The 26871-nt window shown below is 40.3% G+C and carries 25 protein-coding genes and 2 pseudogenes; 9 read left to right on the forward strand and 18 right to left on the reverse strand.

Going from position 1 to position 26871, the window contains the following annotated elements:
* The coding region (locus IQR33_RS36065) for an EAL domain-containing protein (protein WP_193844186.1) at nt 1-160 on the forward strand (160 nt) is incomplete at its 5' end.
* A 106-nt stretch (nt 161-266) separates the two neighbouring features.
* On the opposite strand, the gene IQR33_RS25955 is transcribed toward IQR33_RS36065, so the two are convergent.
* The gene (locus IQR33_RS25955; RefSeq protein WP_025768471.1) at nt 267-1550 is read right to left on the reverse strand and encodes a peptidoglycan DD-metalloendopeptidase family protein; all 1284 of its coding nucleotides are present in this window, start codon (nt 1548-1550) and stop codon (nt 267-269) included.
* Between the two features lie 124 nt (nt 1551-1674).
* On the reverse strand, nt 1675-2304 hold the full coding sequence (locus IQR33_RS25960; protein ID WP_017635850.1) for a hypothetical protein: 630 nt from the start codon (nt 2302-2304) through the stop codon (nt 1675-1677).
* 200 nt (nt 2305-2504) lie between these two features.
* Here IQR33_RS25960 and IQR33_RS25965 point away from each other — a divergent pair, with 200 nt between their 5' ends.
* The 4 genes from IQR33_RS25965 (at nt 2505) to IQR33_RS25980 (ending at nt 7859) form a co-directional block, all read left to right on the forward strand.
* Nucleotides 2505-2906, forward strand: a complete 402-nt coding sequence (locus tag IQR33_RS25965) for a GFA family protein (protein ID WP_017635849.1) — start codon at nt 2505-2507, stop codon at nt 2904-2906.
* A 153-nt stretch (nt 2907-3059) separates the two neighbouring features.
* Nucleotides 3060-3731 carry a YoaK family protein gene (locus IQR33_RS25970; RefSeq protein WP_005375484.1) on the forward strand — a complete coding sequence of 224 codons (672 nt, stop codon included), beginning with the start codon at nt 3060-3062 and terminating at the stop codon, nt 3729-3731.
* Between the two features lie 455 nt (nt 3732-4186).
* Nucleotides 4187-5551, forward strand: a complete 1365-nt coding sequence (locus IQR33_RS25975) for a YjiH family protein (protein ID WP_017635848.1) — start codon at nt 4187-4189, stop codon at nt 5549-5551.
* 436 nt (nt 5552-5987) lie between these two features.
* Nucleotides 5988-7859: a methyl-accepting chemotaxis protein gene (locus IQR33_RS25980; RefSeq protein WP_193837215.1), complete on the forward strand. Its 1872-nt coding sequence runs from the start codon at nt 5988-5990 to the stop codon at nt 7857-7859.
* A gap of 144 nt (nt 7860-8003) precedes the next feature.
* Here IQR33_RS25980 and IQR33_RS34430 read toward each other — a convergent pair whose 3' ends face one another.
* The 3 genes from IQR33_RS34430 to IQR33_RS25990 form a co-directional block, all read right to left on the reverse strand.
* On the reverse strand, nt 8004-8351 hold the full coding sequence (locus IQR33_RS34430; protein ID WP_081586755.1) for a hypothetical protein: 348 nt from the start codon (nt 8349-8351) through the stop codon (nt 8004-8006).
* Between the two features lie 232 nt (nt 8352-8583).
* Entirely contained in the window at nt 8584-9741 is a 1158-nt protein-coding gene (locus IQR33_RS25985; RefSeq protein WP_017635844.1) for an amino acid permease, read from the reverse strand.
* Nucleotides 9742-10464: 723 nt separating this feature from the next.
* Complete coding sequence (locus tag IQR33_RS25990; RefSeq protein ID WP_005375472.1) at nt 10465-10776, reverse strand: hypothetical protein; 312 nt, start codon at nt 10774-10776, stop codon at nt 10465-10467.
* A gap of 141 nt (nt 10777-10917) precedes the next feature.
* Between IQR33_RS25990 and IQR33_RS25995 the strand changes: the two genes are divergently transcribed.
* On the forward strand, nt 10918-11250 hold the full coding sequence (locus tag IQR33_RS25995; RefSeq protein WP_031780945.1) for a helix-turn-helix transcriptional regulator: 333 nt from the start codon (nt 10918-10920) through the stop codon (nt 11248-11250).
* A 111-nt stretch (nt 11251-11361) separates the two neighbouring features.
* On the opposite strand, the gene IQR33_RS26000 is transcribed toward IQR33_RS25995, so the two are convergent.
* The 3 genes from IQR33_RS26000 to IQR33_RS26010 form a co-directional block, all read right to left on the reverse strand.
* On the reverse strand, nt 11362-11742 hold the full coding sequence (locus tag IQR33_RS26000) for a hypothetical protein (RefSeq protein ID WP_005375467.1): 381 nt from the start codon (nt 11740-11742) through the stop codon (nt 11362-11364).
* Nucleotides 11743-11909: 167 nt separating this feature from the next.
* The gene (locus IQR33_RS26005; protein ID WP_054577104.1) at nt 11910-12296 is read right to left on the reverse strand and encodes a GlcG/HbpS family heme-binding protein; all 387 of its coding nucleotides are present in this window, start codon (nt 12294-12296) and stop codon (nt 11910-11912) included.
* 9 nt (nt 12297-12305) lie between these two features.
* A complete protein-coding gene (locus tag IQR33_RS26010) occupies nt 12306-13274 on the reverse strand; it encodes an aldo/keto reductase (protein ID WP_193837214.1) in 969 nt (322 codons plus the stop codon).
* Between the two features lie 141 nt (nt 13275-13415).
* Between IQR33_RS26010 and IQR33_RS26015 the strand changes: the two genes are divergently transcribed.
* Nucleotides 13416-14291 (forward strand): LysR family transcriptional regulator, encoded by an 876-nt coding sequence (locus IQR33_RS26015; RefSeq protein WP_193837213.1) that lies wholly within the window; start codon nt 13416-13418, stop codon nt 14289-14291.
* 9 nt (nt 14292-14300) lie between these two features.
* Here the strand turns inward: IQR33_RS26015 and IQR33_RS26020 are convergent, their stop codons facing one another.
* The 10 genes and pseudogenes from IQR33_RS26020 to IQR33_RS26065 all read right to left on the reverse strand — a co-directional run bounded on the left by IQR33_RS26020 (nt 14301) and on the right by IQR33_RS26065 (nt 24987).
* On the reverse strand, nt 14301-16058 hold the full coding sequence (locus IQR33_RS26020) for an SgrR family transcriptional regulator (RefSeq protein ID WP_193837212.1): 1758 nt from the start codon (nt 16056-16058) through the stop codon (nt 14301-14303).
* A gap of 509 nt (nt 16059-16567) precedes the next feature.
* Nucleotides 16568-17342, reverse strand: a pseudogene (locus IQR33_RS26025) (IS5/IS1182 family transposase).
* A 229-nt stretch (nt 17343-17571) separates the two neighbouring features.
* Nucleotides 17572-18150, reverse strand: a complete 579-nt coding sequence (locus IQR33_RS26030; protein WP_017635838.1) for a TerD family protein — start codon at nt 18148-18150, stop codon at nt 17572-17574.
* 9 nt (nt 18151-18159) lie between these two features.
* Nucleotides 18160-18726 (reverse strand): TerD family protein, encoded by a 567-nt coding sequence (locus IQR33_RS26035; protein WP_053303780.1) that lies wholly within the window; start codon nt 18724-18726, stop codon nt 18160-18162.
* Nucleotides 18727-18729: 3 nt separating this feature from the next.
* Nucleotides 18730-19977 (reverse strand): toxic anion resistance protein, encoded by a 1248-nt coding sequence (locus IQR33_RS26040; protein ID WP_017635836.1) that lies wholly within the window; start codon nt 19975-19977, stop codon nt 18730-18732.
* Nucleotides 19978-21090, reverse strand: coding sequence for a hypothetical protein (locus IQR33_RS26045; protein WP_053303781.1), 1113 nt, complete (start codon nt 21088-21090; stop codon nt 19978-19980).
* Between the two features lie 70 nt (nt 21091-21160).
* Nucleotides 21161-22036 carry an HpcH/HpaI aldolase/citrate lyase family protein gene (locus IQR33_RS26050; RefSeq protein WP_053303782.1) on the reverse strand — a complete coding sequence of 292 codons (876 nt, stop codon included), beginning with the start codon at nt 22034-22036 and terminating at the stop codon, nt 21161-21163.
* On the reverse strand, nt 22033-23151 hold the full coding sequence (locus IQR33_RS26055) for a cysteine protease StiP family protein (protein ID WP_053303783.1): 1119 nt from the start codon (nt 23149-23151) through the stop codon (nt 22033-22035). Before IQR33_RS26055 ends, IQR33_RS26050 begins: the two co-directional genes overlap by 4 nt.
* A 7-nt stretch (nt 23152-23158) precedes the next feature.
* Nucleotides 23159-23902: an HAD family hydrolase gene (locus IQR33_RS26060; protein ID WP_053303784.1), complete on the reverse strand. Its 744-nt coding sequence runs from the start codon at nt 23900-23902 to the stop codon at nt 23159-23161.
* A gap of 5 nt (nt 23903-23907) precedes the next feature.
* A complete protein-coding gene (locus IQR33_RS26065) occupies nt 23908-24987 on the reverse strand; it encodes a phosphoribosyltransferase domain-containing protein (RefSeq protein WP_017635225.1) in 1080 nt (359 codons plus the stop codon).
* 638 nt (nt 24988-25625) lie between these two features.
* Between IQR33_RS26065 and IQR33_RS26070 the strand changes: the two genes are divergently transcribed.
* Nucleotides 25626-26165, forward strand: coding sequence for a redoxin domain-containing protein (locus IQR33_RS26070; protein ID WP_005385152.1), 540 nt, complete (start codon nt 25626-25628; stop codon nt 26163-26165).
* 512 nt (nt 26166-26677) lie between these two features.
* A pseudogene (locus IQR33_RS34435) lies at nt 26678-26871 on the forward strand (hypothetical protein); the annotation flags it as partial.

Consider the following 26871-nt stretch of genomic DNA (forward strand, 5'->3'; position numbering starts at 1 on the left):
TGATGTGGATTTGATTGCCGAAGGCGTAGAAGACGATAGAGCACTACAAAAGTTAATTGAAATGGGCTGCCACTACATCCAAGGTTATTTTTACTCTCGTCCACACAGTGTTGAAGAAATCGTACACCTGATAAATGAACGTGAAGTGCGGAGTGCCTAACGTACTGAACAGACTGCTGTCATAGAATTCAAATCTAGTTAATGCACAAAGTAAAAGAGACCAAGCTATGCTTAGTCTCTTTTTGTTTTTTGAGCGAAGTACTTTATTACAGCACTGCTTTCTCTTTATCGCGTAATAGTCTATCCATTTCATCTCTGTTCGCGACAAAAGTAGCCATCTCTTTCTTAGGAACAGAACTCGCCATTGGGATATTTGCTCGCATAGCGTTAACTGGACGGCCGTATTCAATCAACTCATAGTGAAGGTGTGGCCCTGTCACTCGACCTGTTTTACCAGAAAGACCGATACGCTGGCCTCGAGAAACCTTTTGCCCTTTCTTCACCAAAATCTTACTTAGGTGTAAGTAACGGGTTTTATATTTGCTGCCGTGCTCAACAACCACGTAGTTACCCGCATAAGGGTGTTTACGAGTCATGATCACTGTACCATCACCAGTAGAAACGACTGGTGTACCGGTTGGTACAGCAAAGTCAGTGCCGTTGTGCGGCGCAACACGCCCCGTTACTGGATGTAAACGATTAGGGTTGAAGCCAGAACTGATACGCCAACGACTACTTACAGGGTAACGCTGGAATGCGCGCTGTAAGCTTTCACCTTTGGCATTGTAGAATTGACCATCAGTATGAAGGTAAGCGGTGATCTCGCGGCCGCGATTATAAATCTTAATCGCCTCAATTTCGTTCTTACCTGTTGGTACACCATTGATGCTTTGTGAGCGGCGAACAACTTCAAATCGATCACCTGCACGAAGATCACGTCCAAAGTTAAGTTGTTCTTTGAGTAAGCTTACGACTTGACTCACTTCCGCCGACGTTAAACCTAAACGACTCGCAGAAGAAGAAAAACTGCCTTGAATAACGCCAACTAAAGGTTCTTGGCTCCACACGCCAGGAATGGAAATATCAGTAAAGTCATAGCTACCATCACTATTCAGCTTGTAGACCACTTTATCTGCAATAGAAAATTGCAGTTCCATTTTCGCTAACTCGCCTGTCGCATCATCACGCCAGAAACGGAGCGTATTGCCCGGCTTAAGTGTATCAAGTGCCAAGTAGTTCAAATCCGTTTCCATTACTTTCATTAACGAGCTGTAACCGAAACCGAGCTGACTAAAAATAGTGCTTAGGTTATCACCTGCTTGGATTTGATATTCGAAGTTCGGGGGAGTGACAACTTCGGCAGTTGTCGCATCAAGAATTTTTTCAACGACCTGAGATTCAGGTAGGTTCAATGCGATGGTTTTGGTTAAAGATGACTCTTTGAGAGAGTGAGAAACACCAATCGCAACTAAAACTGGCAAGGAGTATAACAGCAGCGCTCTACGACTTGTCAGATTCGGCAACCGTCTTGTAATTTCATTTGTAGACACGGGAATTACTATCTCCTTTCAAACAAGGCTCATAGCTTATGCATTCCCGAATAAGAAATCACTAGGAAATTTCGAGATCTAGCGCAGAAAATACTGAATTTTTACAGAACTCAAAAAAAATTCATCACTGTTGCATATGTAAGTTATTCCCTACACGCTGTAATGTGGATGAATTGAATTGATTTGGCGTGTCTGCCATTGCTTGATCGTCACCGTGCGCTAAATATGAAAGCGTGATAGTTGTATCACTTTTCCATTCGAGCTGAGTAAATTTCACGCGGTCACCAACAAAAATACTGTCTAAAAGGACAACTCTGCTCGGCACGGGGTCAAACTTGAACAAGCCAACATAGTTAAACGAACCGCTACCTTGTGTCGTTACAATCATCGGTGCAACAACCCATGAAACACCTTCAATCTCACGCTGGCTAATCGACGCAGTTGGAACAAGTACCTGACCTTTCGTCGCACCTGCATCATAGTCACCTATCAAATAGCCGTTTTCTTTATCCCACTCATCAAGAAAAGTGACCGCACCCTGCTCGGGGACTTGGATCGTCCAAGGATTACGTGCAGTGATACCAAGCGTCTCTTGCACAATAACGTTCGTTTCTACTTCTGTTTGAGGAAACTTAGCCATGATCTCGTCATCAGACAAACTAAAACGATAAACACCTGCGATCACAACCACAACCAATAAAACGATTGGAATAAGTAGAATAAGTGGTATCGGCAGGATTTTTTTGTGAGTCATGAAGAGTTCCTTGTTTCAAGGTATAAACGAAAAGCGAGTATACCATTGTATACCCAAATGATTTCACCTCTTCAAGTGTTTCAAAATTAAACTAAACTGATTGTATCCAAATAGTTTCAAGTCCAGAGCTCATAACGAGCTAGTGACACAAGCTCTGTGCTCTAGGTCTATTGGTGTATTGGGACAAATAGGTAATCACGATGACAAAAACCATTCATACATGCGAGTGCGCCTGCGGTTTAGTTGAGATCCGTTGTAAGGGAGAGCCCACCCACACGTCTGTCTGCCATTGCTTCGAATGCCAAAAACGAACTGGCAGTGTTTTTGGGGTACAAGCTCGCTTTGAAAAAGAGCACGTCACTTTAAACGGTGAAGTCACTAGCTATACCCGAATTGGCGATGATGGCAGTGAGGTTCAGTATGACTTTTGTCCATCCTGCGGCACGACAATGAGGTTGTTCGTTTCTGCATACCCGGAAATCATGATCATTCCCGTCGGTCTATTTACCGATAAAGAGTTCCACCAACCTACCGTTTCAGTCTATGAACAAATGAAACACGGGTGGGTGAGTTTCGAATGCACAACGGAACACATCTGCTAGCGAGCAATCCGCGTTCACGTATTTACTTTGGCTCGGACAAACGACCTATAAGTGAGATTTTTTTGAGAATGATCAATCGAGTTTTACTGTAAAGGGTTTCGTAACTCGGTGTGAGCGTTATAATCGGCTCCTAATATTTGGTTGGGGTTTATTGTGATTTCCAGACTTCCTCGTTGGGTGGAATATGGCGCGTTTCTACTAGCTCTTCTCGCGGGCTGCGTCAACGCCGTTGGTCTTCTCGGCTTTCAACACCAAGCGATAACTCATCTTTCGGGAACCGTAACTCAGCTAGGGAACAGCTTGCTAACAGGTGTGGATAGCTCCATTCACCTGCTCTTCATCGTATTTAGCTTTTTGATTGGCGCTGCCTTTAGCGGCTTTTTTATTGAAAGCAGTGCGTTAAAACTAGGGCGAAGATATGGTGTTGCACTGTGCATAGAAGGGAGCTTGCTCTTACTCAGCTTGGGCTTTTTGGTGCAAGGGGATTTGTACGGCCAATATCTAGCATCAGCAGCATGTGGATTACAAAACGCAATGATCACCACGTTTAGCGGCGCAGTAGTCAGAACCACACATATGACCGGAATCATCACCGATCTAGGGATTATGATTGGAGAGAGCTTGAGAGGTCGTCAATTTGACCGACGTAAAGCAAAATTATTCCTATTCATTTTCTTTGGCTTTTTGTTTGGCGGCGTCGCGGGAGCGGCTCTATTTACGGTATATGGTTTATATACGCTGGTTTTCCCAGCAATATTGGCTTTTTCTACAGCTCTGATTTACTGGAGTTACCTATACATACTTAGCCGTCAACAAAAAGCATAAAATTTCGATCCGATTGAAGCGACATGCTTCAATCGGATTTGGCTCAATAGGTTCACACTGCAACGGTACAAGAAACGCTGAACGGTATTTTGACACCACTAAAAACCTTAGAATAGATAAGGCTAACTGAATTTCTGGCAAAGAAGTTAGTTAGATCAAAATCACATTTGTTTACCATTTTATTATTCCAGTCACAATGCGCCCCATAATTCACTGCGCAATTCGCCCCTCGTGCTACAATTTTCTAACACAAGCAACATATTCGCATACACTTAGACGTTATTTGACCAATTACCCGACAAATCGGCTGAATAACTAGATGTATTTAATGAATAGTATTGCAATGGATGCAGTTTGCGGGTACCCTCCGCAAAACTGTGATTAAATACGGATGTTTAGTGAATATTTATGTCATGGAAATGGCAAGTATTGACTAGTAGTAACACGAGACAACTATGCATAACACCACTAATGCTACTGAAGCTCCTAAGGGCAACTTTTGGATGTTTTTCATCCCTTCCCTAATTGGTCTTCTACTCTTTATGGCTCCGATCTCTTACGATGGTGGCCTAACCATTCCCGTTGCCGTGATGGCAAAAGTCATCCCAGCGGTGTTAGGCGATACCTTGATTGCTATCGTCACCAGTATCATCGCTTTCATGGCCGTTGCTTCTGTTCTTTGCAAAATTTTTAAGCCAGCTGCAATTTTACGTAATGGTTTTTTAAACGGTCTCTTCAACCCATCTCCACTTTGGCTCGTTGTTCGTTTAATCGGCGGCGCTGCCGTGTTAATGACGTTTTTCCAAGTGGGTCCAAAAGCAATTTGGGAAGAAAACACTGGCGGGCTTGTTCTTACTGGTCTCCTACCTACTCTGTTTGCCGTTTTCATTTTCGCGGGTTTACTGCTTCCGCTTCTTTTGAACTTCGGTCTTCTGGAGCTATTTGGTGCGTTACTCAGTAAAATAATGCGTCCGGTATTCAACCTACCTGGCCGCAGTGCAATTGACTGTATGGCATCTTGGTTAGGCGACGGAAGTGTTGGTATCTTGCTAACCAGCAAGCAATACGAAAATAAGTTCTATACTCAGCGTGAAGCGGCTGTTGTCGGGACCACTTTCTCAGCAGTATCGATCACGTTTAGCCTAGTTGTTATCGCTCAGGTAAAACTAGAGCACTTATTTTTGCCTTTCTACGGCGCTATCTGTCTAGCTGGTATCGTAGCTGCGATTATCATTCCTCGCCTGCCTCCGCTTAGTCTGAAGAAAGATCGCTACATTGACGGCAGCAACCCAGATAAAGACGCAGATGCAGTGCCAGAAGGCCACACCACATTCTCTTGGGGTATGGATCTAGCTCTTAAGCGTGCTGGTCAAGTCACATCGGTTCAGTCTGTATTTAAAGAAGGCGTACACAACGCAGTCGACATGGTATTTGGCGTATTACCTGTAGTGATGGGTCTTGGTACCGTTGCATTGGTGATTGCAGAATACACGCCTGTATTTGCAATTCTGGGTCAACCGTTTATCCCATACCTAGAGCTACTGCAAGTCCCTGAAGCTGTTGCAGCATCACAGACAATCGTTGTTGGCTTTGCGGATATGTTTATTCCAGCAATTTTAGCGGCCTCAATCGATAACGAAATGACACGTTTTGTTATTGCGGCAATGTCAGTAACTCAGCTTATCTACATGTCGGAAGTAGGTGCCCTACTGTTAGGCAGCAAAATTCCAGTAAACATTGTAGAGCTCTTCGTAATCTTCATTTTACGTACGTTAATCACATTACCTGTGATTGCTGGCGTTGCTCATCTTATTTTCTAAAATCGAGACGTCAATAAACAAAGGCTCCGCATCGTCGGGGCCTTTTTTATACCTAAAACTCCGTCCACATTAGACTTTTAGTAAAAAGCTCATAATTTACAAAGACAAAACTTCAACAAAACACCTGTCAGCACCAACAAAATTTTCATCACCTCACCTGTAAAGCCAGTTGATGCCACTGTTTGTTAAGCAATTCTTTTCATTATGACGATTTCATTAATTGAGCTCGCAAACATGATCACACTCACAAGTTTTAACGTAAATTGTCGGTTTGTTTAAATTTGGTTAAAAAAGACGACAAATGAGTTCATGTTTTTGACAAAGATGTCGATAAAAATATAACCAAACACAATAGGTTTCTCTTTATGCCCAATTCGCTCGGTTTAAAAGAGGCGAAAGCAAAGTGGAACCAACCGGGAGAATCAGAGGAAAGCTCATGAAATTCAGACATAAGGTTGTCACAGCCTCTTCATTTTTGCTGCTAATTACCGTGTCGTTATTGTCGACACAACAAGTTATGACCATCCGCTCCCAAACTCAGGAGCAAATCGACTCAAGTGTAAACGAGATATTGACCAGTGTTGGTAACACTGTGCACTCAGAAATGAATGCAAAGAAGGATCTCGCTCGCTCCATTACTGAAGTGATTGAGCTTGACCCCAGTTCACATAGCTATGTTCAAAACATACTTGAAAGACCCACGCCAAAAAGCAGCTTCCTTGCCATCGGTTTTGGTTATGAAAGTAATGGCTTTGTGATTGAAAATGACGACGGCTGGGATGCGGGCCCAGACTACGACCCACGTCAGCGTCCTTGGTTTATTGCAGCTAAGAGCAAAGGCGATTTGGTCGTAACCGATCCGTACGTCGATGCGTCTTCGAAAAACGTTATCATCTCTGTTGGTACGCCAGTAAAAGAAAATGGCCAGTTTTTAGCCGGTATGTTTTATGACCTCGAATTAACTACCCTTTCTGATCTCGTCAACCAAGTGAATCTGTTTGATGCTGGTTACTTATTTTTGGTCACCGCTGATGGCACAACCATTGCTCACCCTCAAAGTAAGTATAACGGCGAGAAGGTCGGTAGCTACCTCCCGCAAATCGAACTTACGCAATCAGCACAACATGTTGAGATTGATGGCAACCGCTACATGGTTAACCTGACTCACATTCCTGGCGAGAACTGGTACGTAGGTTCGGTGATCGATGAAGCTGTTGCCTATTCTGCCGTAGGAGAGCTTCGTAACAACGCTATTATTTATTCAATCATTGCCGTGATTGCATCTATTATCGCCCTAACTCTGTTGATTCGCACTCTCATGCGTCCTTTGGACACGCTAAACAATGCGATTAAAGATGTAGCATCAGGGAAAGGCGACCTTACACAACGCCTCGAAACAGATACTGACCAAGAGTTTTCTGAGCTTGCCACAAACTTCAATACGTTCATGGAGAACTTACAACAGCAAATCATTGAGTCGAAACGTATTTCTGATCAAATTTTAAACGGAACTCAAATCACCGCTGAGGGCGCAAAAGACTCGGCAAGCGCAATTCACACTCAGCTGCAAGAGCTAGAACAACTTGCTACCGCGATGCATGAGATGTCTGTCACCGCGACAGAGGTTGCTAATAATGCGCAAGGTGCGGCAAGTGCAGCCAAAGAAGCCGACCAAGCAACGGTTGAGGGTTCTTCTATCGTTGGTGAATCGACACAAACGATAAACATGCTTTCCGATAGCATTGACCTTGCAGTCGAAGAAGTACAAGTGTTGGAATCTGCTACCGCCAATATCGAAACGATTCTAAAAGTCATCAACGATATTGCGGACCAAACGAACTTACTCGCGTTGAATGCCGCAATCGAGGCTGCACGTGCGGGAGAATCTGGCCGAGGCTTCGCCGTTGTTGCAGATGAAGTACGTACACTGGCACAACGTACTCAAGAGTCGACAACAGAGATTCGTACTATGATTGAGCAACTACAATCTGGCGCTTCATCTGTGGCAAATGCCATGCATCAAAGCAAAGGTAGTGCTATAGAGGCCGTTGAAAAAGCGGGTTTAGCAAATAGTGCGTTACAACGCATTCGTGATGCGATTCAGCGTATTTCCGATATGAACTTGCAAATTGCCTCAGCAGCGGAAGAGCAAAGCCTCGTCGCTGAAGAGATCAACAACAATACGGTGAATATTAAAGACCTATCGACTCAAGTCGCCGAATCGGCAAATCGAACCAACGACGCGATGCAGGCGCAACAAGAAGATGTACATAAACAAGATCAAATCTTAAATAGATTTACTGTCTAACACTCATTTAAGCAAAAACAGCGAGCACCGGCTCGCTGTTTTTGTTTTTAACCCTCTACCCTAGTATTGGTCGATGTTACATGTGCCATGTTGGTGCTATTAAGCTCAACATTACAAGAACGCCGACTATGTGTCCTTTCAAGTTTAATTGAGCTCGACATGGATATAGCGATCATTAGAACGACGATAATAGCGGTCGTCCACTTTTAGATAAGTGAAATCTCCAATCTTTATGTAGGTACTATTCCGAGGAATTCGGTCATGGTAATAGTAACTGCGCCTTGGTCGTCGGGTCTCCACATAAATAACGTCACGATGTTTGTGTTTATGCTTGTGCTTGCGCTTGTGTTTATGATGGTGGTGATGCGCATGATGGTGATCGTACCCGTACCGATGTCCATGCTTATGCTTCGGGTCAGCCACCGCTTCTGTACTCAACACACCTAAAGACAAAATAACGCCAACCATGGCAAAAGATAATTGCTTTGACACAACAGAGCCTCTTATTCATATCAACATTGATATAATAGGAGGGTGAATCACTGTACATGTCAGCCTTTCGCTAAGGAGTTTTACTAAAAAGTCAGCGCTAACCGTGATTATCAGAGAAACGTCAAACATCACAAATGCTGATGACTTTGAGTGGCCTGGGTTCGGCTATGAATACAAAAAAGCCGCCCGTTTGAATACGAGCGGCTCAGTTTTTAAATAAGATAGCGTGGTTTTATACTGCTTGGGCAAACAGCAAGAAACAGCCGAATAGGAAGATCAAGCTCATTCCCATTGCGCCGCCACCAGCTTCATAAATATTGTCATCTTCTACCGGCACTCGGCGCACTTTCATGGTCATTGATAATGGGACAAAGACCGCGAGAAACACAAGAATAATCCCCGCGTAGCTGAGAATAGCTAGGAAGTGTTCTGGCGCAAATACAGCACCTAATAGTGGTAGCACAAAAGTAGTAACAAAAATCACTGGCTTACTTGCTTTCAGTAGGTCTGCATTTTGATCGTATAGCGCCATTGCAACACCTAAGAACGACGTTAGTAGTGCCAAACCAGTAAACATGGATAGGATGAACTCTAAGCCCTCGTATTGCTGACCTAGTACCGAGATCAACTCTGTTACGTTGGAGTATTGAACAAGCTCATGAGGTGGTAGATTGCCGACAACCGCTAACAACCATAATAGGTAACAAACAAGCGGAATAGTTGAGCCCACGATAATCATATTACGCAGCTGTGTTTTACTCGCTTCTTTGTTGTAAGTTACAAGCGATGGGATCACGACCATAAAACCGAAACTGGTGAAAAGCACCGAACTGGTTTTGATAAGTGCCATTTTATCGTCGCTCACAACCTCATCAAGTCCTTCAAACGAGACGCTTGGTGCAAGCGCAAAAAGTGTCAGGATCAGCGCTACGATCATGCCTAGGAACAAACCGCGATTCAGTTTATCTACTACCCCTGTACCTGCCGAAACAATGATACCAACTAAAAGAGTAAAACCGACTTGGCTTGAGATCGTAGATGTTGGAAGCCCAAATGAGGCTGTTACTTTTTGTACGAGATCACCCGCACCAATGATGTAAGCCATTAATAGACAAACTAACAGGGCGTAAAGCAAGCTGTTGGTTACCAACTGGCCTCCTTTACCAAGCGTTTCGCGAGCAATTGCATTCATGCTCACACCACCACCTACTTTACAACTGGCTTCAAGAAGGAGCAGCGCAGCATAAGTCGTTCCAGCCCAGATGAACAACATAAGAAGAGTGCCCCAAAGGAGGCCAAATTGAGCAAGCACCATTGGTATAGCAAGCATACCAGCGCCAAGAGCAGTACCTGCAACGATCAGGGAGCTACCGACAAGTTTTAGGTTCACGGTTAATACCTCTAAATTCAATCCGTTAATTTCTCACCAGTTGTGCTTTATCTAAAGCACACAACAAAACGCTCCGACTTAGTCAAAATTTAGTTACAAGAGCACTATGTTACAAGAGCCCTGTATGGCTAAGAAAACACGCAACAAAAGGTGGTTAATCATTTGCACATGAACACTTGAGAGTCGTTTTTGGCGATGTCATCGTTGATGAAATGTGCGCAACTTTGGGTTCGAAGCAAAATTGTTCATCTTAATTCATCAACCCCATTCGTTATGAATGGATTTGGTTCGAAAAGATTGTAAGGCATAAGCAGGACGATTGAAAAGCAAAAGGTCAATCTTATAGCGATATATTTTAACAACTCTTATCTTTTACCTAAGATGTGTTGTTTTTTTCGTCACTAATTAGTCTTTTATCGCTTAAAGAGAAGGAAGAACGTGCTCAATGGCTCAATTTGGCTGGGTGTACAGATTAATTTACAGTTTAAGTGAAGGTGTTAGATTCCAAGGACGTAGCCTAGATCGGACAATATCGCTATTATTCGCTGCGTACCGACACTGTTCGGTTCACATACCTCTAAACACTGATTTACGGTTCGAAAATATAGGTAAATGAGTGTCCGAATGCTGGGTGTGGTTCCCCAGCATTTGCATCCTTTCTTTTAGATGTCATCAATTGATCGAAATTGCGTAAATCTTGTATCGCCCGACTTTACGACTATGTTAATACGCTTTATCTAGCGCGCCAATGATATAAGTTAACACTGGAATACCCATATCGGCGACCTGCTTCTCAGTCTCACTCATATTTTCATGCGCCATCCGCAGCTCTACTTCACTTATCGATTCTTTGTGAAGGTAAAGCTCTTTGTAGTTCATCAATCGCTGTTGTGACTGTTGAATCAGTGTCACAACATTCTCTTTAGTCTCACGATGTTGCTGATCAATTTCACTAAATAAATGATCTAAAATGCGTTGCATTTTGCGAATAGAAGCTTTCGTTTCTATTGATTTGTATGATTGATACTTTTCCATTGAGTTAATAACTGACTAAAATATTTACGTTTTTATAAGACAGTTATTTTTATACTGATTGCAAAGCAGGTAAATATGTGGTGGTTAAACTGGTCCACTTCTTGCTCCGTTTAGGTCAAAACTGTCCTTTCAGGAGAGCACATGCAGGTAGACCCTATAATTCAAGCACTGATCGCAAGACGAAAATCGAATGGCCTCTCCCGTGAGCAAATGGCAAACATCGCTGGAATGAGCGTAAAAACATATCAAAGGATCGAGCGCGGAGAGTCCGATCTTAAACTCTCACAATATCGTGCCATATTGCGTTCGCTTCATTTGACTGACCTAGATATTGCTTTAGATGTACGTGATGTTCAGCATGTCACAGCAAATGACCTAACGGCCGTGGCGCGATTGCTCTCACCGGAAGCTCAGTCCCTGCTCGTTCGTCTATTATCGTTAGTCCTTGAACAAAAGAACAAGAAAGGTGATTAACGACATTGCTCATACCCAAACGATGAATGCCCTGTTGAGCGTTGAAACATGAATCGTTTAGACAAAAATAAAACTCGTCAAATGACGAGTTTTATTCTTTATATCAGTCCGTTACTCTAGGCTTTTCAATTCCGATGTATCAACGCCTTTTATTGCATCTTTCGCCACTTTATCAGGATCAAAGACATCACGTTCTTCATATGAATTATCAATCATGCCTTGTCCTATCGCGGTCGCCTGCTTTTGTAACTTGTTACCCTCTACCTCACCAGCATCCCAGCCTTGTCGATAATCTGAGTCGGTTTGATACCTTGTTTCGTCCTTAATATAGTGTTCAAAATCATTCCCTGCCTCTTGCATACCACTATGCCGACCGTCATGAAAGCCTTGGATATAAGCTTCATCATAACCGCTCTCTTTTAACGCGCTGTCACTCGTACCACAGCCTGAGAGGAGAACAAAAAATAGCGAAACGAATACCTTATGAAACATATTTACGCCTCAAAGCTTTCAAATAAATTAATCATAGTTCGCGATTTCAACTTCTGCTTACTTCAGGCTACTAGATAGCATTGTGACTCGACGAAGCCTGTGAACTTGAGTCCCTACAGTGAGTACAAAGCTGGACAAAACATCACACCTACTGATAAACATTATACTCAACGCGCGTTTAATACTTCCATCGCAAGTGCTTCATCATCTTGCTCAGCCAAACCACTGATACCAATTGCACCGACGATTTTCCCCTCTTGTTCTATGGGCACACCACCCATAAAGCCTGTGATCTTCGGGTCAGTCCAATAACTCAACTGCTTACCCGTCTCACGAGCCCAAGCGCCCAGATTGCCGCTAGGTTGGCGGTCTCTAGCCGAGGTGTAAGCTTTGTTCTGTGCCAACAAACCTGCTTGTACGCTCACATCATCCATTCGGGCAAAACCGAGCAATTCACCATGCGTATCAACCACGGCAATCGCAATGTTTTGCTTGCGAACAGCAGCAATTTCCAATGCCGTTTGAATCAGAGTTTGAACTTGTACGTATTTCATTTTTCTCTCCTAAGGGATCTCATGACCAAGGGTTTTCTCGAACAATCCATACCAATGGCTGCGTGATAGCGTGACGTTCTCTACTTGAGCACAAGCGCGAATACGCTGTGGGTTTGCAGTACCAATAACAGGTTGAATTTGGTTTGGGTGACGCGTTAGGAAGGCTAAAACAATCGCCTCAGACGACACACCATATTCAGCTGCTAGCGCCATTACCATCTCCGCCGTCTGTCTGGTGTTGTGATCATCAGAATGTAAACCACGCTCTGAGAATCTTCCCTGCGCCATACTGCCCCACGCTTGCAGTTGGATATTGTGCTTACGGGCATGTTCCCGTATTCCTGCAACGTAGTCAGATGCAGACGAAGGAAGCCCCATGCCTTGCTTGATGAAGTCAGACTTAGCCAGACTCATTTCCAACTGGTTCGCCACAACAACTTCGCCCGTTGATTGTTGAAGAAGATCAATTTGAGCACTGTTCATGTTAGAAACACCGAAGTGGTTAACTTTGCCAGCTTGTTTCAGGGCTTTTAGCGTTGTGCCCAGTTCTTCAAATTCAACCAAAGGATCAGGACGATGCAGCATCAAAACATCAAGATTTTCCACGCCAAGGCGTTCAAGAATGCCCTCAACAGAAGCCGTCACCCATTTGGCAGAGAAGTCATACTGCTTAACACCTTGCTCATCTCCTAGACGGATGCCGCACTTTGATTGCAGATACATTCGTTCTCGTAAGGTTGAGTCATTGGCTAAGATGCGCCCAAACACTTCTTCAGCCTTACCGAATTTGTAGATATCCGCATGATCAAAGAGATTGATGCCAACCTCTAATGCTGCCTCTACAGCGGCATAAGCTTGGTTTTCATCTTGGGCGGTTAATGGGTTGCGATTCCACTCCCCTCCAAGTCCCATACAGCCGAAGACCAAGCGGCTAACGTTAGGTAAGGTTTTGGCGAGCGGTAGTGTTGGATTGTTCATCGTTATTCTCACTTTTCCGATTTCTGCGTTTTCAATTTCTTAAGTTAACTCGAACCATCTTACCGTTCGTAAAAATTAGTTTAATACCGTAAAATCGAATTCATTATCCTCGCTACCGAACAATTAAAGCGAACAATAAAGATGGCAGATTATAAGAGAATCGAAAAACTGATGCTGTTTGCTGAAGTGGCTCAAACACTCAATTTTTCTAGAGCTGCGGAGCAACTTGGCATTTCTAAAAGTTACCTGTCGGAACAAATCAAGCGCTTAGAATCGGAACTCGCCACGCCTTTGATTGTTCGAACTACACGCAGCGTGAGACTAACAGCAGAAGGTGAATCGATCTTTGCACAAGCGGAAGATCTCAAACGCCGCGTAATGGAAATGGAAAAGAGTTTAAGTCAGCAATCTGAGCAAGTAGACGGTCTGATTCGGCTTACTGCTCCCAAGATGTTTGCCGAAGCGGTGCTGCATGATTTGTGTGTGGCGTTTCGCTGTTTACATCCAAACGTAGAGTTCGAGATTCTTTCTAGCTATCAAGCGTTTAATCTGACGGAAACCAGCGTCGACTTTGCGTTTCGAGCAACAAGAACGCCGCCCGAGAATATGATTGCGCATCACCTGCTGGACTACCACCACTGGCTGGTTGCCTCACCTCTATATCTGCAAGAAGAAGGTACGCCAGAGACGTTAGCGGATTTAAAACAGCATCAATGCTTAACCACGTTGCATCAAAAAGAATGGCCTTTAAAAACGGGAACAGTTCAAACCCAAGGCTGGCTTTCAAGCAATGAAAACCGCTTACTCAAAGAATCAGCCCTGTCTGGCAATGGCATTGCTCGGTTAGCAAGTTACTTTGTCGAACAAGACGTTGAACATGGTCGTCTAATGCAGGTTTTATCGGAAGAAACCGACCACCAGCACAACGCGGTTTACTTGGTGTACCCACAACTTATCTATCAATCGGCGAAAACCAGAGCCTTCATTGAATTCGTGAAGCAGCACTTTGCTAAATAACTAAGGTAGTTAATCTGCCGACCACACCGAGCGGATATCTGGCCAACCCCAATTGGTTAAAGCAACGTCTTCTAATACACCTTGGAAGCGCAAAGTTTGTGTATGGTGGAACATAGGTGCAATCCAATACTCGCTGATCAACGTCGATGAAATTGGCTCCAATGCATTAAGGTAGTCCTCAAGTGGAACGAAAGATCTGACTCTCTGTAGTTGTTCATCTAACCATTGTGCGTTCTTTTCTCCCAAAGTGTGGAATAGCACAGCGTTGCTGAAGAAGTTCGTGAACGCTGAGGCATGACGATTATCATCTAAGTTTATGTTCGTTACGACCATTGTCTCATTTAGCTCACCGTTCTTAGCCTTCTCGTTCAGCTCACGGTAGGAATACATAACAATTTCTACTTTACTGCCAACACTCGCCAAACGATTAGAAATAGCCCGCGCACAGCGACGCAACGCGGTATAGTTATATCCCGCTATCGTAATATGTTTAGGTAACTTAAGCGGCTCACTAAACGGACGGAGCACTGGCTTCCAACCTGGTAGCAGGTTATAAGCGGGTATACTCCCAAATACAATATTCTCGCGGCGCATCACTTCGGCCAAGTGCTCAGGTTGAATTAGCTCACTAATATAACGGCGCTGCGCTAAAGAAAGTTTGTGCTTAGCGTGCTGATTAAATAAGGCGAATAAGCAACCATCTTCTATTCGGCTACGCTTGCTCGCCGATGAGTTTTCTCGGTTTTGCGTCGACATATAGTGTCCACACAAATCCTCCTCGGGCGAAGCATCCCTTTGCAACGTATTTGCTGCCAATGACGGGTTCTCCATTTGCTCGTCATTAACAATCCAGATAGTCACCAAATCCGTTAGAACTCTACATGCATAATAACCATTAAATGCTTGCAGTTTTAAACGACTTTCATTGTGCTCGACAACAGAGAATGGGCCACTTCCAACCACCAGCTTGTTATTCGCTACGTTAACTTGGCTTACTGGTTGAATGCCGTATTTCACTCCAGAAATAAGTCCAGCAAAGCCCAAGTCAGCTCGATTAAGCTTAAAAACAACTTTCAATGGCGTTGGCGCAGTAATGTTAGCAACATGTGCCAACTCTTTTTCGTAGTACTGTAGTGAACTCAACTTTGCAAACAAGCTAACCACTGTTTCTGCATCAATGGAATTACCATTATGAAAAGTCAGACCTGGACGAAGGTAGAAAGTCCATTCGTAGGTGTCTTCGTCATAACGCCAGTGATGTGCGAGTTCTGGTTGTACTTTCCCATTGTTATCACTCGAAACTAAGCAACAATAGATTTGCCTTAATAAGAAACGTTCGCTGCTACGCTGAAGTTGATGTGGAACGACGCGCTCAAACATTCGCTTATAGGTTAATTGAATATTGAGCTGTCCTTCTTGAACAGAAGCACCAGACGTTGTTTTTAACAAACGGCCAAATGCCATTTCGTCTTCATCTAATATCGCCAGTGCTTTTTCATACTTGCCTAGCTTGATACGTTCAAGAGCCAAGCTCTCTTTTAAAACGTCTAACTCCATATTCAGAATAAGAGTCGATCGTTGGTTCCGCCCAGCTTTCGGGTGCCAGCTCAACCACGCCTTCTGCTGCATCTGCGTTAGCAGGCTACGAGCATGCCGAGAAGAAGTGAACATGATGTCGGCAATGTCCTGTAACGTGGTTTTTGTTTCATCACCAACACTAAACGAGAGTAATCGTTGGTAATAGCGAAACAAATTGAGATCAGACACTGAATCAACCTTAGATCTGTGAAGTTTGTGGATAGGAATAGTTTACTTAAGTTGGCGGTAATAAAATAAGAAAACTTCCTAATTATCTGTTCCCCTTTTCCACAATTAACCTCCAAATTCGGCTTTAAAGCCCCAGATATTTACGTTATTAGGAATAAAGTCAACAAAAGCACTCTCTTTTTTACCTCCCCTTTTATACGCATAATTTACTCGTCAGCGTAAAGGAGGAAGAAATGAAGAAGCCAATGATGGCGTACTTTTTTCAGCAACGCCTAGCTCAATCGAGTAATAAAATAGAAGTGATGACTCTGGTCTATCTTAACGATATGTTCCAGTGGTCATAGCCTAACCTCAAGCAGAACTTAGCTCCTGATACTACACCCCCACTTCGTTGTATCTTAAGTTCTGCTTTTTCATCTTTTGCACTCCAATACCTTATTGCAGGTTACTAAAAGTTGACTATTTGAAATAGTATTATTTCATGCACTATTAGCGTTGTTGCAAAATTCTTACAAGAGGCTAAACAGCCTAAAGAGAAATGATTTTGATATAAAACACTGAGCTTCAGGCATGCCAAACCCTCTAAGCTTGTTGAGCACTTTTAATCATGGTGTAAGTTTCACCAACTTGAGCGTGGTAGTTTCTTAGTTATAGTTTCTAACCCAGCAACTGCTTCACTCGATACATAGCTTTTTCGGAGAGTGCACATCTGAGCTCTTTCTTGACCTCCTTTATATACCGTAGAATGTCTTACATCCTAAAGCCAGATTACGAAGGTATCCACGCTCCTAAAAGGCCGATCCTTCCCTTGGCTAAATGATAGGAACTGCTCTCTTTATTCGTATGACATTCATGGCATTTTCTTGTGCCATAAGTGTCATCATCTGATACTTCTAGGACCGTTTAATGTGTCTGCCTAAGTAAATGGGGCAATACTTCGGCACCAGTTATTTAGATAAACTCAGAGCTACTGCGACTATTTCGCACGCGCTGGTATCTACGGCTAAATATAACTTGCGCCAGATACTCTATTGCGCTCCTAGTGTTGCTTTAAATGAAAGCTTAATGTCCTAAGCCCAACGGTATAGAGAAAACGCCCTTTACCACCAGTGCGGTAGTAATAGCTAGGTCTCAGATCCGACGAGACATAGTACGCTTGTTCGATTTGCTTTGCTTCTATTCGCTTATGGTTTATTCATCAACCCAAAAAGTGGGTAAGCCCCGGTTAATGAAGGCATTATTTAGTGGTTTTCTAACGAGGTTTACGCATAAGGTTATGTTTATTAACTAGTGCAGCCTATCAAATCGCAACTTATTTATTTAGTTACATCAAATTACTCAGCACAGACGAATTTGGTAAGAAAAGTTAAGTAATATTAAATTTTTAATATCGTTTAAATTTTACATTTCATTATAAACAACATTAGCAAATATAATTCACCATTAAAAAAGCCTAACAAAAATTAACAGTTAGGCTTTGTTTATTTTAAGTTTAAAATATCATATAAACTAATTAATATATATGTTGCAAAACCGTGCTTGCAATCTGATTCACATTACTTCCATTAGCGTTAACCCCTTTAGAAGTAAAGTTCCACTCTTTATTTTTATAAGTCAAAAGGCCAATATAAATTCCTGTATGACTCCCTTGTTCATTTAAAGTGAAGCGACAAATCTCATTTGAAGATTGATCCAAAATACGGCAAAAAGCGTTTTCGACTTTATCGAAAGTTTGTCCTCTAAAACTGTTAACTGTAACAGCAATGTATTTAACAGAATTAGGCAACTTTGTCAGGTTAATCGTAATTTTCTCATCGTCACCATCACCTTTGCCTGTCAAATTATCTCCTTGGTGGATAACAGACTTACACTTTGATTTCAACTGAGCGTACCAAACAGAATCTAGTACATTTAAATTTTCATCAATCAATAGGCAGGATGCATCTAAGTCAATTGAAGCGGTACCGAAAATAGAAGCAAGGAAACCTTTCGATTTAGCTACGTCCCAACCTAAACCAACAGTAATACTAGATAATTTTTCAACTTCTTTAGTAAGCGATATCGTTGAGTTCTTTGATAAATTAATAGACATAATCTTACCTTATTGATAACCAGCCACAATGTCGCCGAGACCTAGTTGGTAGCCAGCTCCAACTGCATGGAACTCCCACTCGTTACCACTTTTAACTAACGAACCTACTTGCACAGCAGATTCGTTTGCAAACTCTTGACCTAGTTTGTACTCAGCAATCAAGCTCCCAGTTACGTCATTGTAAAGCCTAATGTAGCTGGTATTTACATGTGAAAAACCACGTGTATCGTTATGAATCGTAACAAAAATAGATAACTCAGCTGCTCTTAGGTCAATTGATTGCAGATCTATGTTGATGACCTCATCATCACCATCGCCAGCACCGGTGCGGTTATCACCATGGTGTACCACTGCTCCCTGGGGGCACTCCAGATTATTGTAAAAAACAAAGTGCTGATCAGACAAAAGTTTAGGCTGATCTTGTGCATCGTAAGAGCAAATAAATATACAGCAATCAATGTCAATTGGTGGTTCTGTGGGTATTAGATCCCAACCAAGCCCAAGCCTCAACTTACGCAACGCAGGCTCAGCTTTCGTTAAGTTTATTGCATTACCTTTTTCTAAATTAATCGACATTAATTATTCCTTATTTTTTAATAGTTTAGATAATTCTTTTTTCATATTAACCATTCTCTCATCAGCGATCTCGCGATTTCTAGCTCCCTCCTGTTCAATGGAAACAACATCTTGCAATGTGGTAATCAGAGTATTTTGCACGTGCTCCAGTGTTTCCAGATCTATAACTGAACGTTGATTCGCTCTTGCTGTTTGCAACGTATTTTGTCTTAATAAATCTGCATTTCTCTTAATTAAGTCATTTGTAGCATTGTCAATTTTGCCCGCAAGTTCTAGCGACTTTCTCTGCTCTAACATAGAAATAGCAAGCGTAAATTGCTTCTTCCACGATGGGATCGTTAATGTCTTAATATTGTCGAACTTCTCAATCAAAGTGATATTGTTAGTCTGTACCATCCGAATCATTGGAGCCGTTTGTAACGCAAGCATTTGCAATGACCTTAAGTCGTGAACACGTTTTTCAATACGATTGTGAAAGGACTGTAAGTCGCTTAATTCTTGCGCTTTTAAAGGAGAGTTTTCATCTTCAAGCTCTTTTGCTAAGACTTCTGCTTTACCTTTTATGAGCAAACGCCTTGATTCTCCGTATATTATGGCTTCTGTTAACGCCTTATACTGCGCTATGTTTTGAGAAAAAACAGTTTCGAGCTGAACAGAACGCTCCTGGAGACGCACTTGCTGCGAATTAATCTCTTTTACTACCCTGTCGAGCTGAGTGCTTACCGAGTTAAACTGAGCTAAAATAGCCTCTTTAGAATATTTGAATCTAGATATCAACTTTCCAAAAAAGCTGTCTTTCCCCATTAGCCCACTTAAATCAACTCCTTTAGCCAAGCCCACAACTTGATTTAGGTTCTCTCCCATTTCTTCCAGATCTTTAGTCCGAACTTGATTCAACATAGAGTCAGAATATTCAGCTATTTTCTCAGCTGACTCATGACCGAGAGTACTAATACCTCGTGACGAATAGATATCAATCTGATTAAGTTGAGTAACTATACGTTGAAATGCTTCTCTCGGGTTTAAGTTCGCTTCGTTCAGATCAGCTTGATAAACTTCAATGGATTTTTCAACACAACTGTATATACTTTTAACATTTTGTCCTTTAATCGTCGGAAGTTTAGAGATATCTGTAGTGCCTTCAACTATTAGTGAGTTTTCTATTGTTTTTACAACATTAGTATTAGATAAATTTTCTATATTGCTAGAATTAAAATTTTTGGATGTAAAAGTCTTCGGTTGGAATACCATTTATCTCAGCTCCTCTATATTTCGAATCAATTGTTCCTGAATGTCGTTCAGCTCATAGTAAAGTATTGAATCGTTTGATTCGTCGATAGCAATAACTGTTAAAAATTGCTGTTTCCAGACTTGAATAATATCTACTTTAATTTTTTCTAACTGTTCAAAGCTACCTAACAAATTAGAGCTATATAATTCTATTTGGGGGAAAGTCAAATCTATCGAATGTTTTAGAGAAAGCAAAGTTTGTACTTTCCTTTCCCATCTTTTAATTGAATCAAATCCGTTTTTTTTAAAAGAGTCAGAAAGATTAATACTTTCTTGTTGAATTGATTTTTTTTCTTTATCCATCCTTAGTATCAATGCTAAAATTTTGAATATAAGGTTTTTATTCAAGCTTTGTAACTCTATAGACCAATACTGAAACTTTTCGAGATGCGTTCGCATTTCAGCTAGGTTATCAAATACTCGATTTATTCTTTCGTCAATATTATCACTTACATAATCAAAGTCATACTTAATCTTTCTTATTTTTTGATTATGGTTACCAAAAAGTTTAGATAGCTTCGTACCAAATTTATGTGGATTGAAAATATCAATATCTATACTTTTTGCCAATTTAATAATGATCTGTCCTAATCCTAAAATTTTATCTACCTTACTTAACTTAGCATAATCGGACAAAAACCCTTGTAATTGTTGGAATTTTTTTGACTCTACATTTCCAAATTCTATTTGATACATAGGATCATTGAAAATAATAGAATTGTAAATGTTAATTATAACCAAATAGTCTCCATTATTTAAATTGACATTTTTAAACTCTCTTCTACACAGTTTGTCAACTTCAATTTTAAAATCTTCTTCAACATTAACTAAGTCACTTTGAATTGACTTTATTTTATTGCTAAATAAAACAGAAGGTTTTTTCTTATTATTATATTTTATGTTTTTCCAATATTTTTCACTCTGAAGGTGTTCAAAACTCTCTTCGGATACAAGACTTCTATTAGACTTTATATGGCTAAATTTCTTGACAGCTAATTCATGTTTTTCTTCATTTTCAGGAAGTTCATTAACATGAGTTGGATCTAAATCTTTATGATGAAATGTTTTTATCATTACTTTTCGCACTATGATATTAAATCAAAACTTCCTCAATAATAATTATCAATTTGAGGTCATAAGTTGTCTAAAATGAATTAGCCAAAAATTTAGTTCGTTTAGCCCAATTACTGTGGCATGCTACTTCCATCATTTGTCCATTCATTTTATAAACTGCCGGGGAAGAATCTGCCAAAACTGACTCAGCTTGAACAATATGTGTATTTGAATAACTTTTAAAAAAACCTTCAATTATTTTAACTTGTTGAGGATGAATGGCAGTTTTTCCAAAAAGGCCATAGTTAACATCCATAGCAAGTTCCCTTATCAACGTTTTATGGTCATCGATCATATCAAACACAGGCGCAGAAAGCTCATAACCGTATGGCCTAAAAGCGATAATTAAATTCTCTATCACCGAACGTAAGGGGGTTTCATAAATTGTTTGGCCTGTCATACGTTTTATACCCAGAAGATTGAATAAATCGTTACCTCCTATACGAAGGCAAGTTATATCTCCATAGATATTTTGTAAACTTCTTCTAATCTCTGGTAATTTAAACGCATCAATTACATCAAGAGATTCTAAGGTAGGCATTAGTTTAAACTTAATAGAGTGACATTTTAATACTCTATGATAATCATCATTTGTTTTTAGATCATATTTAGGGAGAACAAAACCATCTATTTTTTCAATCCCTCTAAAATACAATATATTTTCAAGAACTTCTGGGCTTCTGGGACGAATAAACCTTTTGAACTGTGTATTTGAACTATCTAATCCATCGATCGCAACACTCAAATTCTTAAGTGATTGATTCAATTCACCTTCAGAAATGGCATCTTCAGTACAAAAAACCATACTCTTTGATCCCAATCCTTCTTTCATTAACATTTTTAGATTCGGGTGATTACACGGAGTATACAATGTTGCTCCCAAAGAGAAGTAGCTAGAGATGTTCATTTTATTGCCTCTATATTAAGTGGCTTAATAAGTGCACATGCTTCAAATAGCAAGGTTGGTTCTTCTTCTACTTTGACTCCTTTTTCATCTGCTAACATTAATAAATGTTTGACTTTATTGCTGTCTATTGAGCGAACAATAAGTAAAGAAGGAACACGTCTTAGCATGACTCTAGTTGCTTCGGCTATCCCAGGCTTAATATAGTTTACATCTTTAATAGAATATTTAATGGTCAATGAGGATATAAATCTTTTTATTTGATCTTTAGTGTTATCTAAATCGACAATTGTCTCATGTTGCTCAAAAGGTTCATCTTTAAAGTTTTCTTTCAAAAAACATTCTGCTATCTTTTCCACAAACCAGTGGGAATAGTCAAATTCTTTTAGGTGATTATTGATTACGCAGCCATGGAATTTTTGTTTTTTAGGATCTTGCCATAAACTTCGCGAAATCAAACCTGATACTGTAGAATTCAACATAGACGAAGGTATTGGATAGTCTTCTTTCGTGGCACAATAATCGGCAACCCCACCTGTATCACTGACAACATAAAGGTACGGTTTTATATCAGTATTATTTCTTTTGTTATAAGAGAAAATAGATCGCTTTAATTCCTTAGTGATTACTCCTTTTGCAGTCCAGCCGTCAATGAATACTAAGGAAGAGGAATCATATCTTTTAATTTTCAACAAGTAATCAAGAGCAACCGAATCAATACCTCTATCCCGAATAATGCTAATACTATAATGACAAACTTTTCTATTAAAATAATACTCTAACGCTCTCTTTATTAAAACGCCAATTGGTGTTCCTGCTCTAGCTAAAGAAACCAGAGTGATATCTCCCAATTGATTATTATTAATCTTTTCAGCGAGAGAAAAAATGTGTTTTGCTAGTTTGTTTTTATACTTATCGGTAAATTCAAAGAACAGTCTTTGATATTTAATTGATGGTTTTGATTCTTTGTTCAATAATTCAGAGTAATGAACCCCTTCAGACTGGATTAGATTTTCTTTTTCATTAATTGAAAAGAACTGACACTTGACAACCTCTAAGAGGAACTGACAGTCGTTCTCATTATAACTACCGATTATTGGAGATATAGATAAGCTCATAATATTATTACCAAGATAATGAATCTGCGATCTGGCTTTTAGTGGGCATCAAAGCAAAATCAGAAAGTTTCATAAATGGGATATCAGATAGGCTATCGCCCATGGTTAAAATTAATGACTTTTCATCTAGCTGACGTATTATATAATCAACAGCTAATTTTTTCTGGGTATAAGGTGGCAAAAGTGCCATATTTCGGCCATTAATATGTATTTTTATATCATTTAAATCTATACTGATTTGTGAAAGTATTGAATCGAATATAAAATCATAATCTATACCTTCAGTGCATTTTACACAAACATAACAATCAATATCATCCTCGGAAACAATATAACTTTGTGCATTAAACCCTTTAGAAAGTATAAATTCTTTTAATTCTTCATTTATTAAATTCAATTTATCAGACCATAATCCAAGTGGAAATTTATTTTTAATATGCTCAACCCAGGCGTTGCACTTCTTTCCGTTAGGTTCAATAATTAAAGCACCATGAGAAACGACCATCCACGACTTAAATAATGAACTTACTTGAACCCTTTTGAGCGTGTTATAACTCCGTCCAGTTACCGGAATAATTGTAGATCTAGTGTCAATAAATAACTCCAAAAGAGTCCGCTGTTTCTCTGACATAAATGAACGAGCTTGGCCGTCAATATCTAATGACGCTATAGAAAGACTATCGCTTTCTGAAAACTTCCTTTTAGTTGCCATAAAACAATCATCAATATCTGTAAAAAGCACAGTACGCATGATAACTACTCTCTCTCAAGTGGAGAAAAACGCTGGGCTAATTGGTGCTCAGATCTAAGTGATTCGTCTTCTAAAAAGAGCACTGGTAGCCTCTCATTCTCTTGAAGGTTATAAATGTAATGCTCTACATCCCGGCTATCCACCTGAAAAGCTTCTTTCGTATTAATTGCATTTCCCACCAAAATCGGGGAACGAGTTGTAGATTGAAAGATCACATCTCCTCCTCGACTCTCTGCTAGCTCCGCAGCTAGGAAAGGCAAATATAGGTGCTCTCCATCTCCGATAACAGTTCTCGGAAAAGTAATATCTAATACAGGTATATGACCACAGAATGGCATTTTCATAGCAAATCGCCCTAAATCATCCCTACAAGGCTTTTTGACAAGGTCTCCATCAACTTTTTCTGGGAGAGAAAGATTTAAGTTAGGCTTTGCCTGAAAGTCAAACTGACCATCAATTAATGAAACATGAGTAACTGTAACATCCCACTCTTCATACTGAGCGCGATTTTCTTCGCTTAACCAGTTGACTAATGAGACTATTACAACCTCTTTCACAAATCGCATCTTTGGTAAAATCTTATCACCGAGTAACTTTAGCGTACGACCAGTTGAAATCTCATCATCAACGAGTATAAGACGCTGACAATTAGAAATAGGTTCTAATAGTTCTATCTTTGGTTGATACAAAATATGATCAATAGCGTGACTATGATTTTCATCTAACGTAAACCAGATTGGCAGGTCGCACTTGTAACGAGTGGTATGCTGATAGTAAACTTCTCTGCTTTGTGCCCTAGCTAGACTATCCGCAACACCAGCACCAAAGCCCGTCGCGGTCTCAGCCATACCAATCACAAAACTGCCTAGATCATTATTAATCTGCGAAACAAGTAAATCATAAGTATCTCTCATCGTACTTGGTTTTACTGAAATATGTTTACCTAAAACTTTAGAAACAAATAAAAAACCTCTTTTAGGGTTCTCTCTTGAAGCGAAGTCTAATAGATCCTCAAATGGCATCATCTGCTTAAATAAATCAATATTTAATGTTCCATTTTTAATTTCTATTTTAAATTTATTCATTATTATCGGTTGCTAATTAATTTCATTCATCGTGATTATTTACTTTCACAAATATAAAAAAGAATGAAGAGATCACTTAAAAAATAGAGTTAATATAATAATAAACATAAAAAATGTATATTAGGAACTTGCAGAAAGAACTAAAACTCTAATAATTTAGTGATTATGCATGTCAAGCATGTGCTTTGAACATCAAAATCACTAAAAGTCTTAGTTTTTGTCCTTTCCATCGAAAATTAAAGGTAATTTCAATCGTATAACTTCCACGTAGATAAGGTGTAACACTTTACCTAAATCAATAGATTTAAATGCCTATTCCTCCGCACCTCTCCAACTTCAACATTTAATTCAATGATAACCGCTAACTTATCGTCATTCCTTAAGGCTCTAAACTCATTGTTTTATGAGAAGGTTTACCTTTAAACCTAACTCGTTTTGAAGGTAACAGGTAAGCTAGTAGTTTATCACCCTAAGCTAAGTCAAATTACACCTTAAAGCTCCATTGCAGTTTTTGTGGTTACTAAAAGTTAACTAGTTGAAACACCGCAAAACAGAGTCTACATTGAAGTCTCATCCCCCAATCGCTTTGTTGAGAAAGGGGGCATTCATGGATATACACCACCAATTCGGGAGTCAATATGGCAACTTCAGTGAAACTTAAAGCGGGCGACAGCTTCCCTCATCTTCAAGCCACTTTGCTAGATGGTTCAAGCGTAACGTTGGGTCAGCCGCAAGGTGATGCGACTTGGCAAGCAGTATTCGTTTATCGTGGTAAACACTGCCCTCTTTGTACTAAGTACCTCAACGAGCTTGAGAGTTACAAACAGGCTTTCGCTGATGCTGGCGTCGATATTCTTGCCGTTTCTGGCGATTCAAAAGCACAGCTAGAGGGGCATCTAGAGAAACTCGAAATCAGCTTCCCTATCGCTTACGGCCTGACCGAAGAACAAATGAAAACGCTAGGCTTGTATGTATCTATTCCTCGATCTGAACAGGAAACCGATCATAATTTCGCAGAACCAGGTCTGTTTGTGGTGAATGAACACGGCGACTTACACGTGGTGGATATTTCAAACAACCCGTTTGTTCGCCCTGAGCTTGGCGCACTATCACGCGGATTGGCATGGATTCGCGATCCAAACAATAACTACCCTATCCGTGGCACATTGGATTACTAATATCTTCTACACCCAAGTAAACTTTCTATCCTTAAATAAGCTAGGATTCTTGCCTTAGTGAGAATAACTTGGAATGCATATCAGATCCGTGAGATCTGATATGTATCAACAAGTTGGAAATAGAGTCCTTGTTCATTATACAACGCCTTAATGAAAAACAAGATCAGTGAAGCCCAGGCTCCCCTCAAACAACGTTAGTTATTTACTTCTAAGTCACTTTCACGATAAATACATGAAATTAAGACTAAAAACTTAGACTTAACGGATATATAAATCATAACGGTACCTACACAAGTAGTTGGCTAGCGATTATTATCCTATTGCAACTCACAATTGTGCAAATCTAATAATTCATACCATAAATGAAAACATAGATACCGTAAGAGACAAAATAAAAGCAAACGATTAAATTACCAATAAAACACCGTTCAATTAAAATAAAAAACATTTCACTTTATAAAAATGTAATTAATCGTTATTTGCAATCACACATCTTAATTGAGAAATACAGTATGAATAAAATCTCTTTGCTTTATATGGCCGTTTGTATCGGATTAGTTGGATGCGGTTCAGGAGGAAGCGACAACGATCCAGCAAAAGATATACATCCCACCATTTCAAATCCGGAACAAGTCAACGCAATGACGGTGGACAAAGGTCATTTCTATTGTTCTGTAAACCAACAAAAACTGGAACACGGAGGGAC

The sequence above is a fragment of the Vibrio sp. OPT46 genome (assembly GCF_015163535.1).
In the GTDB taxonomy this organism is placed as follows: domain Bacteria; phylum Pseudomonadota; class Gammaproteobacteria; order Enterobacterales; family Vibrionaceae; genus Vibrio; species Vibrio alginolyticus.

What these genes read in the sequence shown, in the direction of transcription:
- IQR33_RS25960 (WP_017635850.1), bottom strand. Translation starts at nt 2,304, where the DNA reads ATGACTCACAAAAAAATCCTGCCGATACCACTTATTCTACTTATTCCA.
- IQR33_RS25965 (WP_017635849.1), top strand. Translation starts at nt 2,505, where the DNA reads ATGACAAAAACCATTCATACATGCGAGTGCGCCTGCGGTTTAGTTGAG.
- IQR33_RS25975 (WP_017635848.1), top strand. Translation starts at nt 4,187, where the DNA reads ATGCATAACACCACTAATGCTACTGAAGCTCCTAAGGGCAACTTTTGG.
- IQR33_RS25980 (WP_193837215.1), top strand. Translation starts at nt 5,988, where the DNA reads ATGAAATTCAGACATAAGGTTGTCACAGCCTCTTCATTTTTGCTGCTA.
- IQR33_RS25990 (WP_005375472.1), bottom strand. Translation starts at nt 10,776, where the DNA reads ATGGAAAAGTATCAATCATACAAATCAATAGAAACGAAAGCTTCTATT.
- IQR33_RS25995 (WP_031780945.1), top strand. Translation starts at nt 10,918, where the DNA reads ATGCAGGTAGACCCTATAATTCAAGCACTGATCGCAAGACGAAAATCG.
- IQR33_RS26000 (WP_005375467.1), bottom strand. Translation starts at nt 11,742, where the DNA reads ATGTTTCATAAGGTATTCGTTTCGCTATTTTTTGTTCTCCTCTCAGGC.
- IQR33_RS26005 (WP_054577104.1), bottom strand. Translation starts at nt 12,296, where the DNA reads ATGAAATACGTACAAGTTCAAACTCTGATTCAAACGGCATTGGAAATT.
- IQR33_RS26010 (WP_193837214.1), bottom strand. Translation starts at nt 13,274, where the DNA reads ATGAACAATCCAACACTACCGCTCGCCAAAACCTTACCTAACGTTAGC.
- IQR33_RS26015 (WP_193837213.1), top strand. Translation starts at nt 13,416, where the DNA reads ATGGCAGATTATAAGAGAATCGAAAAACTGATGCTGTTTGCTGAAGTG.
- IQR33_RS26030 (WP_017635838.1), bottom strand. Translation starts at nt 18,150, where the DNA reads ATGTCTATTAATTTATCAAAGAACTCAACGATATCGCTTACTAAAGAA.
- IQR33_RS26035 (WP_053303780.1), bottom strand. Translation starts at nt 18,726, where the DNA reads ATGTCGATTAATTTAGAAAAAGGTAATGCAATAAACTTAACGAAAGCT.
- IQR33_RS26040 (WP_017635836.1), bottom strand. Translation starts at nt 19,977, where the DNA reads ATGGTATTCCAACCGAAGACTTTTACATCCAAAAATTTTAATTCTAGC.
- IQR33_RS26045 (WP_053303781.1), bottom strand. Translation starts at nt 21,090, where the DNA reads ATGATAAAAACATTTCATCATAAAGATTTAGATCCAACTCATGTTAAT.
- IQR33_RS26050 (WP_053303782.1), bottom strand. Translation starts at nt 22,036, where the DNA reads ATGAACATCTCTAGCTACTTCTCTTTGGGAGCAACATTGTATACTCCG.
- IQR33_RS26055 (WP_053303783.1), bottom strand. Translation starts at nt 23,151, where the DNA reads ATGAGCTTATCTATATCTCCAATAATCGGTAGTTATAATGAGAACGAC.
- IQR33_RS26060 (WP_053303784.1), bottom strand. Translation starts at nt 23,902, where the DNA reads ATGCGTACTGTGCTTTTTACAGATATTGATGATTGTTTTATGGCAACT.
- IQR33_RS26065 (WP_017635225.1), bottom strand. Translation starts at nt 24,987, where the DNA reads ATGAATAAATTTAAAATAGAAATTAAAAATGGAACATTAAATATTGAT.
- IQR33_RS26070 (WP_005385152.1), top strand. Translation starts at nt 25,626, where the DNA reads ATGGCAACTTCAGTGAAACTTAAAGCGGGCGACAGCTTCCCTCATCTT.